Annotated in this window: 12 protein-coding genes; 7 read left to right on the plus strand and 5 right to left on the minus strand. The window is 70.0% G+C overall.

What is annotated here, in order from left to right; translation table 11 throughout:
- Positions 1 to 45: 45 nt before the first annotated feature.
- Both thrC and ACQ3HE_RS07995 read left to right on the plus strand, forming a co-directional pair.
- Positions 46 to 1491: a threonine synthase gene (thrC, locus tag ACQ3HE_RS07990; protein WP_430892088.1), complete on the plus strand. Its 1446-nt coding sequence runs from the start codon at positions 46 to 48 to the stop codon at positions 1489 to 1491.
- Positions 1492 to 1668: 177 nt separating this feature from the next.
- The gene (locus ACQ3HE_RS07995) at positions 1669 to 2013 is read left to right on the plus strand and encodes a hypothetical protein (RefSeq protein WP_430892090.1); all 345 of its coding nucleotides are present in this window, start codon (positions 1669 to 1671) and stop codon (positions 2011 to 2013) included.
- A gap of 160 nt (positions 2014 to 2173) precedes the next feature.
- On the opposite strand, the gene ACQ3HE_RS08000 is transcribed toward ACQ3HE_RS07995, so the two are convergent.
- Positions 2174 to 3115, minus strand: a complete 942-nt coding sequence (locus tag ACQ3HE_RS08000; protein WP_430892092.1) for an NADP-dependent oxidoreductase — start codon at positions 3113 to 3115, stop codon at positions 2174 to 2176.
- Positions 3116 to 3290: 175 nt separating this feature from the next.
- Between ACQ3HE_RS08000 and acs the strand changes: the two genes are divergently transcribed.
- The gene (gene acs, locus ACQ3HE_RS08005) at positions 3291 to 5387 is read left to right on the plus strand and encodes an acetate--CoA ligase (RefSeq protein WP_430892094.1); all 2097 of its coding nucleotides are present in this window, start codon (positions 3291 to 3293) and stop codon (positions 5385 to 5387) included.
- A gap of 80 nt (positions 5388 to 5467) precedes the next feature.
- The gene (locus tag ACQ3HE_RS08010; RefSeq protein ID WP_079704973.1) at positions 5468 to 6049 is read left to right on the plus strand and encodes a nitroreductase family protein; all 582 of its coding nucleotides are present in this window, start codon (positions 5468 to 5470) and stop codon (positions 6047 to 6049) included.
- A 618-nt stretch (positions 6050 to 6667) separates the two neighbouring features.
- Here ACQ3HE_RS08010 and ACQ3HE_RS08015 read toward each other — a convergent pair.
- The 4 genes from ACQ3HE_RS08015 to ACQ3HE_RS08030 form a co-directional block, all read right to left on the minus strand.
- Positions 6668 to 7321 (minus strand): DUF1345 domain-containing protein, encoded by a 654-nt coding sequence (locus ACQ3HE_RS08015; RefSeq protein ID WP_229940487.1) that lies wholly within the window; start codon positions 7319 to 7321, stop codon positions 6668 to 6670.
- Positions 7322 to 7381: 60 nt separating this feature from the next.
- Complete coding sequence (locus tag ACQ3HE_RS08020) at positions 7382 to 7801, minus strand: hypothetical protein (RefSeq protein WP_159877549.1); 420 nt, start codon at positions 7799 to 7801, stop codon at positions 7382 to 7384.
- Positions 7802 to 7888: 87 nt separating this feature from the next.
- On the minus strand, positions 7889 to 8866 hold the full coding sequence (locus tag ACQ3HE_RS08025; protein ID WP_430892096.1) for a PrsW family glutamic-type intramembrane protease: 978 nt from the start codon (positions 8864 to 8866) through the stop codon (positions 7889 to 7891).
- Positions 8867 to 9089: 223 nt separating this feature from the next.
- A complete protein-coding gene (locus ACQ3HE_RS08030; RefSeq protein ID WP_430892098.1) occupies positions 9090 to 11252 on the minus strand; it encodes an ATP-dependent Clp protease ATP-binding subunit in 2163 nt (720 codons plus the stop codon).
- 122 nt (positions 11253 to 11374) lie between these two features.
- On the opposite strand from ACQ3HE_RS08030, the gene ACQ3HE_RS08035 reads away from it, so the two are divergent.
- The 3 genes from ACQ3HE_RS08035 to ACQ3HE_RS08045 are packed head-to-tail and all read left to right on the plus strand — an operon-like array spanning position 11375 to position 14440.
- Positions 11375 to 12325, plus strand: coding sequence for a siderophore-interacting protein (locus tag ACQ3HE_RS08035; protein ID WP_124768591.1), 951 nt, complete (start codon positions 11375 to 11377; stop codon positions 12323 to 12325).
- A 4-nt stretch (positions 12326 to 12329) separates the two neighbouring features.
- Positions 12330 to 13400 (plus strand): iron chelate uptake ABC transporter family permease subunit, encoded by a 1071-nt coding sequence (locus tag ACQ3HE_RS08040; RefSeq protein WP_430892100.1) that lies wholly within the window; start codon positions 12330 to 12332, stop codon positions 13398 to 13400.
- Positions 13397 to 14440: a FecCD family ABC transporter permease gene (locus ACQ3HE_RS08045; RefSeq protein WP_430892102.1), complete on the plus strand. Its 1044-nt coding sequence runs from the start codon at positions 13397 to 13399 to the stop codon at positions 14438 to 14440. The genes ACQ3HE_RS08040 and ACQ3HE_RS08045 overlap by 4 nt, the downstream gene beginning before the upstream one ends.
- Position 14441: the final 1 nt, after the last annotated feature.

Below are 14441 nucleotides of genomic sequence, written 5' to 3' on the forward strand. Positions count from 1 at the left end.
GGCAAGGTTGGAGATCGGGCTTCCAACCGGATGAGAGAGACGGTCATGCACTATCAGTCGACGCGGGGCCACGATCTGCCCCAGCACTTCTCGGACATCCTCCTCGGCGGGCTCGCCCCGGACGGCGGCCTGTACCTCCCGGCCGAGTACCCGCAGCTGACCGCTGACGAGCTCGAGTCGTGGCGCGAGCTGTCCTATGCCGACCTCGCGTTCGCCGTGCTGTCGAAGTTCGCCGACGACATCCCCGCAGCCGACCTCCAGGACATCACCCGTCGCACCTACACCGCCGAGGTCTACTCGAACGGCCGCGCAGGCGACGACGCGTCCCTCATCACCCCACTCCGCACCCTGGGTCACGAGGGCGACACGGAGCTGCAGCTCCTCGGCCTCTCGAACGGCCCGACGCTCGCCTTCAAGGACATGGCGATGCAGTTGCTCGGCAACCTCTTCGAGTACACACTCGCGAAGAGCGGCGACGAGCTCAACATCCTCGGCGCGACGTCCGGCGACACCGGGAGCGCGGCCGAGCACGCCATGCGCGGCAAGACCGGCATCCGGGTCATCATGCTGAGCCCGCACGGCCGCATGAGCAGCTTCCAGCGTGCGCAGATGTTCAGTCTCCAGGACGACAACATCGTGAACCTCGCCGTCGAGGGCAACTTCGACGACTGCCAGGACATCGTGAAGGCCGTCTCGAAGGATGCTCCGTTCAAGGCGCTCCACGCCGTCGGCACGGTCAATTCGATCAACTGGGCCCGCGTCGTCGCGCAGGTCGTGTACTACGTGCACGGCTGGCTGCTCGCGACCGACGGTCCGGGCCAGAAGGTGTCGTTCTCGGTGCCGTCAGGCAACTTCGGCAACGTCTGCGCCGGGCACATCGCCCGCTCCATGGGGCTCCCGATCGACCAGCTCGTCGTCGCGACGAACGAGAACGACGTCCTCGACGAGTTCTTCCGCACGGGCGTGTACCGCCCGCGTTCGGCGGCCGAGACGCACCACACCTCCAGCCCGAGCATGGACATCTCGAAGGCGTCGAACTTCGAGCGCTTCCTCTACGACCTCGTCGGTCAGGACGCGACCCGCCTCGGTGAGCTGTTCCGGTCCCTCGACGAGGAGGGCGGGTTCGACCTCTCCGGGACGCCCGAGTTCGAGCGGATCAGCGAGTTCGGCTTCGTCTCCGGTCGCAGCACGCACGCCGACCGCGTCGCCACCATCCGCGACGTGCACGAGCGCTACGGCGTCACGATCGACCCGCACACCGCCGACGGCGTCACGGTCGCCCGCCGCCACCTGCGCGAGGGCGTCCCGATGCTCGTCCTCGAGACCGCGCTGCCGGCGAAGTTCGCCGAGATCGTCCGCGAGGCGCTCGGCGAGGAACCGGAGCGACCCGAGGCGTTCGAAGGCATCGAGGGGCTCGAACAGCGCTTCGAGATCGTGCCGGCCGACGTCGACCGCATCAAGGCGATCATCGTGGAGCACACCGGCCGCTGACCCACCCCGGTCCCTGAGCCTGCCCTGGTCCCTGAGCCTGTCCCGGTCCCTGAGCCTGTCGAAGGGCACCGCGCTGTCGACACCGCGTCGGGTCCGGCGGGGAGCACGGAGGATAGGCGTCCGGCGTCCCTGAGCCAAGCCCCCGCGACGTCTCGGCGTCCGGCCTACGCTGCCGTCATGAGCAATCCCATGGATCCAGCAGCAGCAGACGCCCAACGCGAAGCCCTCGCCCACGGCGGCCCGGGCGCCCAGGCACACGTGCCCGGCGAGGACCAGACCGACAGCTCGGTCGGCGGTGTCGTGCCCGACGGCGGTGCGGTCGACCGCTCGGCCGACGACGCGGCCCCCGGTGACGGCGGCCTGAGCAACGCCGGCGACGGCGTCGGTGGTGACGACGTCGTCGGCGACGCGGGTCTGGACGACGACTCGGACACCGAGGACGCCGTCGAGGACCTCGACGACCAGGACGACCTCGCCGACCGCGCTCCCGTCGGCGACAGCTTCGGCGAGGGCCCGGAGTAGCGCTCCGGTCCCTGAGCCTGTCGAAGGGCGCTCCCGCTCAAGTCACTCCGGGCCCCGAGCCTGTCGAAGGGCACTCCCGCTCAAGTCACTCCGGGCCCCGAGCCTGTCGAAGGGCACTCCCGCTCAAGTCACTCCGGTCCCTGAGCCTGTCGAAGGGCACTCAGGGGACGAGGATGAGCTTCCCGCTCGGGTGACCCGACTCGCTCTCGCGGTGCGCATCGGCGGCCTCAGCGAGGGGCCGGACCGTCCCGAGCTCGAAGCTGAAGCGTCCCTGTTCGACGAGGGACGCGACCGCCGGGATCGCCTCCGCCCGCCAGGCCTGCTCCTGCGCCGTGAGCGGAAGCGGGTTGCCGCCTGACCATGCCTGGATCCCGAGGTCGGCCGCCTTCGCGCCGACGACGATCGTGCCGATGTGCTGCCGGTCCTCGACCAGCTCGAACGAGGCCTCGAGCGCCTCGTCGGTGCCGACGGCGTCGAGCACGCGGTCGACACCCTGCGGGACCGCCTTCTGCACGCGCTCGACGAGCCCGGGACCGTAGGTGACGGGGATCGCCCCGAGCTCCCGCAGCCGTGCGTGGTTCCCCTCGCTCGCGGTGGCGACGACGGTCGCTCCCCACGCCACGGCGAATTGCACGGCGGCGTGCCCCACCGAGCCCGATCCGCCGTGGATCAGGAGGGTCGTCTCCTCGGTCACGCCGAGCGACCGGAGCGCCTGGTAGGCCGTGCTCACGGGGATGCCGATCGCCGCCGCCTCCTCGAAGGAGATGGCCGCCGGTTTGCGGATGATCTGGTCGGGCGTGACGACGACGTGGGTCGCGTACGTCCCGGAGGCGTTGACGACGACGACCTCGTCGCCGATCGACCAGCCCTCGACCCCGTCGCCGACTTCGACGACGACGCCCGCGCCGTCGCTCCCGACGCGTCGGGTGCCCTGCAGCTCGCCGCCGCGGACACCGCTGCGGAGCTTCCAGTCGATCGGGTTCACGCCCGCGGCGCGCACCTCGACGACGAGTTCGCCGTGGCCCGCCTGAGGCGTCGGCACCTCGACGAGCTCGAGGACGTCGGCCGGGCCGAGCTCCTGGTACTGGATGACGGTCGCCATGTCGTTCCCTTCTCGAGGCGCGCCGTGCGCGCTCCTGATCGACGTCCGCCGCGCATCGCGACGGCCCTTCGAGGCTACTCCCGACGCTCCTCCACAGCCCCTCGGAACCTCCGGACCATGACGCTGCATGACCCGCGGATGGCACCGGCCCCGGCCTCCCGCGTAGCGTTGCAGCATGCCTCCCACTGATGGATCGACGTCCGCAGCGCCCGCCGCCACCATCGCGAACCTCCTCGCCGAGACCCGCAGCTACGCCCCACCGGCCGACCTCGCCCAGACGGCGAACGTCGGCCCGGAGGAATGGGCTCGCGCGGCCGCCGACCCCGTGGCGTTCTGGGAGGAGCAGGCCCGACGCCTCGACTGGGTCACCCCGTGGGAGACGGCTCACACCTGGGACCCGGCCCGGCCGGTCGAGGGGTCCGACCCGTCGGACCCCGAGCCCGAACTCACCGTCCCCGCCGCCACCTGGTTCGCCGGGGGAACGCTCAACGTGGCGGTCAACTGCGTCGACCGGCACGTCGACGCCGGACGAGGCGACAAAGTGGCCCTCCACTTCGAGGGAGAGCCGGGCGACCGCCGCTCCATCACCTACGCCGAGTTGCAGCGCGAGGTCGCGAAGGCGGCCAACGCCCTGACGGCACTCGGCATCGGCCAGGGCGACCGCGTCGTCATCTACCTGCCGGTCATCCCCGAGACGGTCATCGCCACCCTCGCCGTCGCCCGCATCGGCGCCATCCACTCCCTCGTGTTCGGTGGGTTCTCTGCCGAGGCGCTGCGCTTCCGCGTGGAGGACACCGAGGCCAAGCTGCTCATCACCACCGACGGCCAGTACCGCCGGGGTACGGCCGTGCCGGTCAAGCAGAACGCCGACGCCGCGGTCGACGGCGTGCCGTCCGTCGAGCACGTGCTCGTCGTCGCACGCACGGGCGACGAGACGCCGAACGTGCCGTGGACCCCCGGTCGCGACGTCTGGTGGCACGACACCGTGGGTGTCGCCGCCGACACCCACGAGGCCGAGGCGTTCGACGCGGAGAACCCGCTCTTCATCATCTACACGAGCGGCACCACCGGGAAGCCCAAGGGACTCGTCCACACGTCAGGTGGCTACCTCACGCAGGCGTCCTGGACCCACTGGGCGATCTTCGACGCCAAGGACGACGACGTCCACTGGTGCACCGCCGACCTCGCCTGGGTCACCGCGCACACCTATGAGATCTACGGTCCGCTCTCGAACGGGCTCACCCAGGTGATCTATGAGGGCACGCCGAACACCCCGCACCAGGCACGGCACTTCGAGATCATCGAGCGTTACGGCGTGACGACGTACTACACGGCGCCCACGCTCATCCGGACCCTCATGACGTGGTTCCCCGAGGGGCCGCCCGCCGAGTACGACCTCTCGACCCTCCGGCTCCTCGGTACCGTCGGCGAGGCGATCAACCCCGAGGCCTGGATGTGGTTCCGCGAGCGCATCGGGCGCGGCGAGACCCCGGTCGTCGACACCTGGTGGCAGTCGGAGACAGGGTCGGCCGTCATCGCGCCGCTCCCCGGCGCGACCACGATCAAGCCGGGTTCCGGCAGTCGCGCACTCCCCGGCCTGGAGGCGCTGGTCGTCGACGAGGACGGCGAGACGGTGCCGTACGGATCCGGCGGGTATCTGGTCGTCAGCCGCTTCGGGCCGTCGCTCGCGCGCACGGTCTGGGGCAACCCGGAGCGCTACCGCGACTCGTACTGGGCGAAGTACTGGAAGCAGGGCTACTTCTTCTCCGGCGACGGCGCCAAGTGGGACGAGGACGGCGACATCTGGGTCCTCGGGCGCGTCGACGACGTCATCAACGTCTCGGGCCACCGCCTGTCGACCATCGAGATCGAGTCGGCCCTCGTGTCGCATCCCCACGTGGGCGAGGCCGGCGTGGTCGGCGTGCACGACCCGATCACGGGGAGCGCGATCGCCGCGTTCGTCATCCCGTCCTCGCGATCCCACGGTCCGGAGGCCGACGGCGAGGCGTACTGGTTGGAGCGCTCCGCGGCACTCCGCGAGGCACTGCGCTCCCACGTGGCGAACGAGATCGGCCCGATCGCGAAGCCCCGCGACGTCTTCGTGGTCCCGGACCTCCCGAAGACCCGCTCGGGGAAGATCATGCGGCGTCTGCTCGGCGACATCGTCGACCAGCGGCCCCTCGGCGACACGACGTCGCTGCAGGACGAAGCGGCCCCGCACCGGATCGCGGAGATCGTCACTGCTGCACGGACCCCTCATGCCCGGGAATAGCGCCCCGATCGATGCAGTTGCATCCATCGTCAACGGCGACGCAACCTCTGTCCACTTCCCTTGTTTCGCTTGGAGACCGCATGTCCATCGTCACCCGTACCGCCCAGACCGACGCCCCCATCCTCGACGTCCTCGCCGACCGTTGGAGCCCCCGCGCCTTCGTGAGCGAGCCCGTCGCCGCAGCGAAGATGGCTTCGGCCCTGGAAGCCGCGCGTTGGTCGCCGAGCGCCAACAACGTGCAGCCCTGGCGGTTCATCGTCGGCACCAAGGGGACCGCCACGTTCGACACGATCGCTGAGCAGCTGGTGGCCTTCAACCGTGGTTGGGCCGCTCAGGCCGGCGCGCTCATCGTCGCCGTCGCCGAGACGCTCGACGACGAGGGCAACGAGCGCCCCTGGGCCATCTACGACCTCGGCCAGGCGATGGCGCACCTGAGCATCCAGGCCCACAGCGACGGTCTCTTCGCGCACCAGATGGCCGGCTTCTCCGCCGACGGCATCCGGGAGGCGTTCTCACTGCCGGACGGCCTCGTGCCGTTCACCGTCACCGCGCTCGGCGAGCTCGGCGAACCCGAGCTCCTGCCCGAGGGCATGCTCCGCGACCGCGAGACCGCTCCGCGTGAGCGCCGTCCCCTCGCCGACCTCGTGATCGTCCAGGAGTAGTCCGCTCGGTTCCTGCACCACCACGCTGCGCAGTCCGGTCCGCCGGGCTGCGCAGTCGTGGTTCGCGGGGCTCATCCGTCATCGCTCGGGCTAGGCCGGTGACGACACAGTCCAATGGCCGACACGATGAACAACGCAGTCAAGGCTGCTCCCACGCATGATCGCACGATGAGTTCTCCAGTCGCGCCCCAGTGGGCCCCGTAGACGATGATGCTGACCGTCGCGAGACCGGCGAGCAGGGCAGCGAGAGCGCTCATCGAAGCTCGTTCAGTCAGACGCCACCAATCGCGCGACGTATCCGGCTCCGTTGCACCGCGTGACTGGCGTGCTATCGCCCATACGCCGACCCCTTGGAACACCGCGACCACGGAGCCGCCGTCCGCCGTTCCAAACTGAACTGGCGCAGCCAGGAGACCGACGACGAGGCACACTCGCATCAACCGCGAGCGTATCCTCACATGCTCAATCCTCTTGCACATATGAAATATCTGAGCATATCTCGATCTGCGACCGACAACTCGATCGGTCAAGGACCAGTGACGGTCGAGGAGTCCGCCCCCGTCCGCTCAAGGCAGGCGGACATCCAACCGCCTGTCGAAGGGCGTGTCCGTCGCGCCGCTACAGCCCCGCGACGAGGTTGATGACGGTCGCGAGGATCACGGAGCCGAAGAGGTACGACAGCAGGGTGTGCTTGAGGACGGTGCGGCGCAGCTCGCTGGACCGCAGCGTCGTGTCGGAGACCTGGTAGGTCATGCCGAGGTCGAAGGAGAGGTAGGCGAAGTCGCTGTACTGCGGCGCCTCCTCCTGGTTGAAGTCGATGCCGCCCTCCGGCGCCGCGAAGTACATGCGCGCGTACCGCAGGGTGTAGATCGTGTGGATGAGCGCCCAGGAGAGCGCCACGCTCACGACCGCGAACCCGGCGAGCACGCCCTGCTCGACCCCGGAGGACGCCCTCGCCTGCAGGATGACGACACTCAGGGCCACGAGGCTCCCGACACTCGCGAGCACGATGAGCACCTCGCTGGTCGTCCGCCCGGGCTCCTCCGAGGTCGCGTGTTCGCGCGTCCGCTCCGGGCCCATCCGCCAGATGCGGATCCAGAGGGAACCGACGAAGACCACGCACGTGGTCCCCCAACCGGCGAGGATCGCACCCGCCCAGAACCAGTTCAGGCCGACGATCACGCCCACGGCGACACCGACGAGGGCGGAGACGGTCAACCGGAGCTTCGCGCCGTGCCGCACCATGATCGTTCCGGACGTCGATGAGCTCACGAGCTGATCGTGGCACCGTCCGCGGAGCGCGTGACGCAGACTCGCGGCCGACGCCGCACCTCACACCGCTTCGACGAACAACTCCTCCAACTCGGCGAAGACGCCGACGGCGAGGCGCTCGAACTGCTCGGCGCTCAGCAGGATCGTCTCGCCCGGGACGAGGCCGGTGAACGACGTCCCCTCGGCGTACTGCAGGACGGTCCCCACCGTGAACACCCGGTCGTGGTCGAGGATCGACGCGACGATGAGTTCGAGCTCGTTGAGGGCCCCGGGACCTTTGCCGAGCACCGAGCGCACCCGGTGGACGAACGGCCGGTCGAGCACCAGGGTGAGGCCGGTGAAGAACTCGGGGTCGACCACGGCCAGTGCTGCGGGGTCCGCTCCGGCCTCGGCCAGCGTCTCGCGTCCGGCGACGAGCGCGGCGATCATCGTCTTCGCCTGGTCGACCTCTCGCTGTTCGAAGGTCTTGCGTCCCAGCATGGGTGTCTCCTCGGCGTCGCGGATCGGGTGCGCTTCACGCTACTCCCCGGCACGCCCGGATCACAGCAGGCCTCGCGCGTCCGTTGGTCAGGCCTGCTTCCGCTCGCGACGCGGGACGTGGAGCGACACGACGCCGGCCTCGCGGTTGATGCGACGGACCCGTGCCCGCCAGATGAGCGCGAATGCGACGACGAGCACGATCAGGGCCGGCACGGCGAGCATCTTGAGCACCGGCATGCTCGGGAACAGCAGCCCCCAGAGCACGGCGTTGCCGTCCCAGAGGCCGTGCATGACCGCGACGAGCAGGTAGGTCAGGAGCACGCCCACGGTGATCCGGAACCGGCCGTTGCGTGTGGCCGCGAACAGCGCCGCGGCGAACAGTGCCGTCCACAGTGGGTGTCCGACCGGGTCGAAGATCGTCCGGGCGAACGCGGCCCCGGCCGCTTGGAACGCCGGGTGCGAGAGGATCGTCTCGAGTGGTGGCGAACCGGCGGCGAGCTTCTGGGAGGCTTCGACCCCGTCCGCCCACCCTTGCCCGATGTACCAGAGGTTCTCGAGGACGGCGAAGCCGATCCCGACAGCGCCGCCGACGAAGAGCCCGCCCCGGGCGGTCTTCACCGGCAGCCGCCACGCCACGATCACGACGGCGATGATCTTCGCCAGCTCCTCGGCGACCCCGGCGAAGAAGAGCCCGATGTCGTGCGGGTTCTCGCCGGCATCGGTCGCGGCGACGCCGATGAGGGAGTCGAAGGTGCTGCCGAGCGTGATGGCGATGAAGCCTCCGACCAGGACCGCCCAGAGGAGCGTCGCCGTCGTGACGCCGTCGCCCGGCTGAAGACGTCTGGCCATGATGAGCAGCAGGGTGGACGCGGCCAGCCCCGAGCCGAGCAGGATCCACGCGGGGACCACCGCCGGGTTGCCGAGGAGGACGTGCGGCACCAGCAGCAGGAACAGCCAGAGCGCCAGGCCACCGAAGAAGAACCAGGCGGGGGCATGTGTGTGACGCCAGAGGGGCACTTTGGCGTCGCTGGTCTCAGGCGTCGTGCTCGGGGCTGCGTGTGACATCGGGTCCTCTCAGGGCGCGCCGACCGGGCCCACCGCGAGGATCACGCTAGTGCGCGGCATCCGTCGCGCACCAGGGGTTTCCTCCCCCACTCGGGGGTCACGGCCAGCGCGGTGCTGTCGCGTGAGCGCGGGGCATGCGCGTGAGCGCGCCCCTCCGGAGGGGCGCGCTCACGTCGGTGGGTCGCGCTCGGGTCAGCGCACCGCGCTGGCCGCAAGCAGCCGGCTAGGCCGGGACCACCGCTCGCTCGACCGTGAGGCCGTCGCCGTCGAGCGCCAGGCCCACGTGCACGGTGTCGCCGTCGCGGATCGAGCCGTCGAGGATCGCACGCGCGAGGCGGTCGTCGATCTCCCGCTGCATGAGTCGACGCAGCGGACGCGCGCCGTACATGGGGTCGTATCCGCGCTCCGCGAGCCACGCGCGGGCGTCGGGCGTGACGGCGAGGTGGAGCCGACGCTCCCCCAGTCGACGCTGCAGGCGGTCGATGTACAGCTCGACGATCTGGCCGAGCTCCGCCTCGCTGAGCGGCTGGAACACGACGATGTCATCGAGACGGTTGATGAACTCCGGCTTGAACGCCTGGCGTACGAGCTGCTGCACCGCCTCCTCCTTCTGCTCGAGGGAGAGCGAGGCGTCCATCAGGTACTGCGAGCCGAGGTTGGAGGTCAGCACGAGGATGACGTTCCGGAAGTCGACCGTGCGCCCCTGCCCGTCGGTCAGGCGACCGTCGTCGAGCACCTGCAGGAGGATGTCGAACACCTCGGGGTGCGCCTTCTCGACCTCGTCGAGCAGTACGACGGAGTACGGGCGTCGACGAACGGCCTCGGTGAGCTGCCCGCCCTGCTCGTAGCCGACGTACCCCGGAGGTGCACCGACGAGCCGGGAGACCGAGTGCTTCTCGCCGTACTCGGACATGTCGATGCGGACCATGGCCTTCTCGTCGTCGAAGAGGAACTCGGCGAGCGCCTTCGCCAGCTCGGTCTTGCCGACGCCGGTGGGGCCGAGGAACATGAACGAGCCGGTCGGGCGGTCGGGGTCGGAGATGCCGGCCCGGGTGCGCCGGACGGCGTCGGACACGGCGGCGACCGCACGGTGCTGCCCGATGAGTCGGCGGGACAGCTCCTGCTCGAGGTGCAGCAGCTTCTCCGTCTCGCCTTGCAGCAGGCGACCGACGGGGATGCCGGTCCACGCGGCGATGACGGCGGCGATATCCTCGGCGGTCACCTGGTCGTTGACCATCCGGGGCTCGCCGTCGGTGTCCTGCTCGGCCGACTCCGCGAGCGCGAGTTCGCGTTCGAGCTGCGGGATGTCGGCGTAGAGGAGCTTGGACGCCTGTTCGAGCTTGCCCTCGCGCTGGGCGCGTTCGGCCTTGCTCCGGGCGGCGTCGAGCTGCTTCTTGAGGTCGCCGACCCGGTTGAGGCTCGCACGCTCGCGCTCCCAGCGCGCCTGCAGCTCGCCGAGCGCGGCCTGGCGGGTCGCGAGGTCCTCCCGGAGGCGGGCGAGGCGCTCCTTGGAGGCGTCGTCCTTCTCCTTCTTGAGGGCGAGCTCCTCGAGCTTCAGGCGGTCGACGCTGCGTCGGAGTTCGTCGATCTCGACGGGTGCCGAGTCGATCTCCATGCGCAGTCGGCTGGCAGCCTCGTCGATGAGGTCGATCGCCTTGTCGGGCAGCTGCCGCGACGTGATGTAGCGGTTGGACAGGGCTGCTGCGGCGACGAGCGCGTTGTCGGCGATGGCCACCTTGTGGTGCGCCTCGTACCGCTCCTTGAGGCCACGGAGGATGGCGACCGTGTCCTCGACGCTCGGCTCACCCACGAACACCTGCTGGAAGCGACGCTCCATGGCGGCGTCCTTCTCGATGAACTCGCGGTACTCGTCGAGCGTGGTCGCGCCGATGAGCCGGAGCTCACCGCGGGCGAGCATGGGCTTCAGCATGTTGGCCGCGGCGACGGACCCCTCGCCGCCACCGGCGCCCATGAGGACGTGGAGCTCGTCGATGAAGGTGATGATCTGTCCGTCGGACTCGTCGATCTCCTTGAGCACCGCCTTGAGGCGCTCCTCGAACTGCCCGCGGTACATGGCACCCGCCACGAGTGCGGAGAGGTCGAGGGAGATGAGCTGCTTGCCCTTGAGGCTCTCGGCGACGTCGCCCGCGACGATGCGCTGGGCGAGGCCTTCGACGACGGCGGTCTTGCCGACGCCGGGCTCGCCGATGAGGACGGGGTTGTTCTTGGTGCGTCGCGTGAGCACCTGGCTCACGCGACGGATCTCGGCGTCGCGGCCGATGACCGGATCGAGCTTGCCGGAGGCGGCGATCTCGGTCAGGTTGACGCCGTACTGCTCGAGCGCGCTGCGCTGATCCTCTTGCTGAGGCGTCTGGCCTGCTGGCATGGGTACGGTCTCCTGTTCAAAACTTGAGTGGATGTGACTCAAGTTTACCACCGCCGCTCTCTGCCGACAAGATGCGATCGGCAGGTGTTCTCCAGCGCATCGAAGGGTAGGCTTACCTATCGATGCCTCGCCTCAGTGAACAGACCCCCGACTCGATCTTCATCCTCCTCGCAGCCGTCGTCCGGCGCATCGAGCAGGTGAGCCCGAGCTATCGGCGGTTCACGTTCACGGGCCCCGAGGTCCAGCACATCGCGGACAACCGTCACGACCAGCGCATCAAGCTGCTCTTCCCGCTGCCCGACACCGGTTTCGACGAGCTGCCGATGCACGACGACTGGTACCAGGCCTGGCGACTGCTGCCCAACGACAAACGTCACCCGATGCGCACGTACACGATCCGCGAGGTCCGGCCCGAGCTCGCCGAGTTCGACGTCGACATCGCGCTGCACGGCCGCGTCGGCCCCGCGTCCACCTGGGCGATGGACGCGAAGGTCGGCGACGAGCTCGTCGTCAACGTCCCCAACGCCCGGTCGGCCGTCCCGGCCGGCGGCATCGACTGGCACGCACCGGCCACCGTCGACCAGGTGCTCCTCGCCGGCGACGAGACGGCCCTGCCCGGGATCGCCGGGATCCTCGAGCGCCTGCCGAGCACCGCGCGCGGGATCGCGGTCGTCGAGCTGCCGCACGAGGACGACATCGCCGCCCTGTCCACGAAGCCCGACGGGGTCGAGGTCGTCGTCCTCCCCCGCGGCGACCAGCCCGTGGGCACCCTGCTCATCCCCGAGGTCGAGCGCATCGCGAGCCGCCTCGCGCCGAGCGTCGACACCGCCACGATCGCCACGCAGCCGGCACTCGAGGACGTCGACGTCGACACCGAGCTGCTCTGGGAAGCGCCGGTCAACGCGACCGGAGGCCCCGTCCTCGAGAGCGCACCGCTCTACGCGTGGCTCGCCGGAGAGGCGTCGGCCATCAAGACGCTCCGCCGACACCTCGTCTCCGGGTGCGGCGTCGACCGCAAGTCGGTCGCGTTCATGGGCTACTGGCGACACGGCAAGGCCGAAGACAACCGATGAGCCGGTGAGCGCCGACCTCGACAGCCTGCGGCTCCCGACCGCGGCCGCCCGCGCACGAGAGGCGTCGACCGGTATCGCCCGATCGACCGCGTCGCGCTGGCTGCTGCTCGTCGCCGCGCTCGTCGTGCTCGCCGCCATCGCCGCGGGCAGCCTCTTCATCGGCTCGGGGACGATCAGTGCCGCCGAGGTCTGGCGGGCGCTGTCACAGGGCGGCGACGACACCAACGCGATCCTCGTCACCGGGTTCCGGGTGCCGCGCATGCTCCTGGCCATCGGCGTCGGTGCGGCGCTCGGCCTCGCCGGAGCGATGATGCAGGCCGTCACGCGGAACCCGCTCGCCGACCCCGGCATCCTCGGCGTCAACGCCGGGGCGTACATCGCGGTCGTGCTCGCCGTCGCCATCGCCGGCACCGCCGACCTGAGCTCCTACGTGTGGTGGTCCTTCGCCGGCGCGGGCCTCGCCGCCGTCATCGTGTACGTGATCGGCTCCCGGGGCCGCGCCGGGGCGACCCCGGTGCGTCTCGTCCTCGCCGGTGTCGCACTCTCCGCAGCGCTCCAGGGGGTGACCTTCGCCATCACGATCCGCAACCCCGACATCTTCGACAAGATCCGCTTCTGGCAGGCCGGCTCGCTGCAGAACCGCCAGATGGACGTGCTCCTCGGGGTGCTGCCGTTCCTCATCGTCGGGGTCGTCCTCGCCCTCGTCGTCTCCCGATCACTCAACGCCGTCGCCCTCGGAGACGACCTCGCGACCTCACTCGGCACGAAGGTGCTCCGGACGCGGGTGCTGTCGGTCGTCGCGATCACCCTGTTGTGCGGCTCGGCCACCGCGGCGGCCGGACCGATCGCCTTCCTCGGACTCATGTCGCCCTACCTCGCCCGGGCCGTCGTCGGACCGGACCAGCGCTGGGTACTGCCGTTCACGATGGTGTTTGCGCCGATCATCTTCCTGCTGTCCGACCTCGTCGGGCGGGTCGCCGTCCCCGGCGAGATGCCGGTCGGGATCGTCACGGCGTTCGTGGGTGCCCCGCTCCTCATCGTGCTCATCCGCCGTTCGAAGGTGCAGGGGCTGTGACCGCGGTCGCCGAGCCGGGCCGGCGCACCGTGCGGATCGGTCGGGTCAGCTGGGTGGTCCACCGGCGTGAGCTGATCGTCGTCGGCGCTCTGGTCGCCGTCATCGTGGGGGTCGGCGCCTTCGCGCTCACCCAGGGCGAGTACCGCATCCCGCTCGACAAACTGCTCGCCGCGTTCACCGGCACGGGTTCGGAGAGCGTCGTCCGCATCGTGTTGGAGTGGCGCCTGCCGCGGGTCGTGATCGCCGTCGTCGGCGGGATCGCTCTCGGGCTCTCCGGCGCGATCTTCCAATCGATCACCCGGAACCCACTCGGCAGCCCCGACATCATCGGGTTCAACTCCGGCGCGTTCACCGGCGCGCTCATCGTCACCCTCGTCGTCGGCGGGAACTATGCGGCGATGGTCTCCGGCGCGTTGATCGGCGGGCTCGCGACGGCCCTCATCGTCTACCTCCTCGCGTGGTCCCGGGGCGTCCAGGGGTTCCGGCTCATCGTGATCGGCATCGCGATCAGCGCCGTCCTCAACGCGTTCAACGACTACCTGCAGCTGCGGGCGGACCTCAATGCCGCCATAGCCGCTGCCAGCTGGGGCATGGGTTCGCTCGCCGACCTCGGGTGGCAGGACGTCGTGCCCGTGACGATCGCGGTCGCGGTCCTCGTCCCCCTCCTCGCGCTCATGTCCCGCCGACTCGGCATGCTGGAGTTCGGCGACGACATCGCGAGCGCCCTCGGCATCCCGGTCGAACGCACGCGGCTGTTGCTGCTCGTGATCGGCGTCGCCCTCACCGCGACCGTCACCGCGGTCGCCGGCCCGATCGTCTTCGTCGCCCTCGCCGCACCCCAACTCGCCCGGCGGCTGACGAGGTCCGCCGGCATCACCCTCGTCCCCTCGGCCGCCATGGGTGCGGCGTTGCTCCTCGTGAGCGACGTCGTGGCTCAGCGGATCATCGCCCCGGCCGCCCTGCCGGTCGGTGCGGTGACCGTGACCCTCGGCGGCATCTACCTCATCGCCCTGCTCATCACGCAGGCGGGAAAGCGCTGAC

The sequence above is a fragment of the Plantibacter auratus genome (assembly GCF_050587365.1).
GTDB lineage: Bacteria > Actinomycetota > Actinomycetes > Actinomycetales > Microbacteriaceae > Plantibacter > Plantibacter auratus.

What these genes read in the sequence shown, in the direction of transcription:
- thrC (WP_430892088.1), top strand. Translation starts at nt 46, where the DNA reads ATGCACTATCAGTCGACGCGGGGCCACGATCTGCCCCAGCACTTCTCG.
- ACQ3HE_RS07995 (WP_430892090.1), top strand. Translation starts at nt 1,669, where the DNA reads ATGAGCAATCCCATGGATCCAGCAGCAGCAGACGCCCAACGCGAAGCC.
- ACQ3HE_RS08000 (WP_430892092.1), bottom strand. Translation starts at nt 3,115, where the DNA reads ATGGCGACCGTCATCCAGTACCAGGAGCTCGGCCCGGCCGACGTCCTC.
- acs (WP_430892094.1), top strand. Translation starts at nt 3,291, where the DNA reads ATGCCTCCCACTGATGGATCGACGTCCGCAGCGCCCGCCGCCACCATC.
- ACQ3HE_RS08010 (WP_079704973.1), top strand. Translation starts at nt 5,468, where the DNA reads ATGTCCATCGTCACCCGTACCGCCCAGACCGACGCCCCCATCCTCGAC.
- ACQ3HE_RS08020 (WP_159877549.1), bottom strand. Translation starts at nt 7,801, where the DNA reads ATGCTGGGACGCAAGACCTTCGAACAGCGAGAGGTCGACCAGGCGAAG.
- ACQ3HE_RS08025 (WP_430892096.1), bottom strand. Translation starts at nt 8,866, where the DNA reads ATGTCACACGCAGCCCCGAGCACGACGCCTGAGACCAGCGACGCCAAA.
- ACQ3HE_RS08030 (WP_430892098.1), bottom strand. Translation starts at nt 11,252, where the DNA reads ATGCCAGCAGGCCAGACGCCTCAGCAAGAGGATCAGCGCAGCGCGCTC.
- ACQ3HE_RS08035 (WP_124768591.1), top strand. Translation starts at nt 11,375, where the DNA reads ATGCCTCGCCTCAGTGAACAGACCCCCGACTCGATCTTCATCCTCCTC.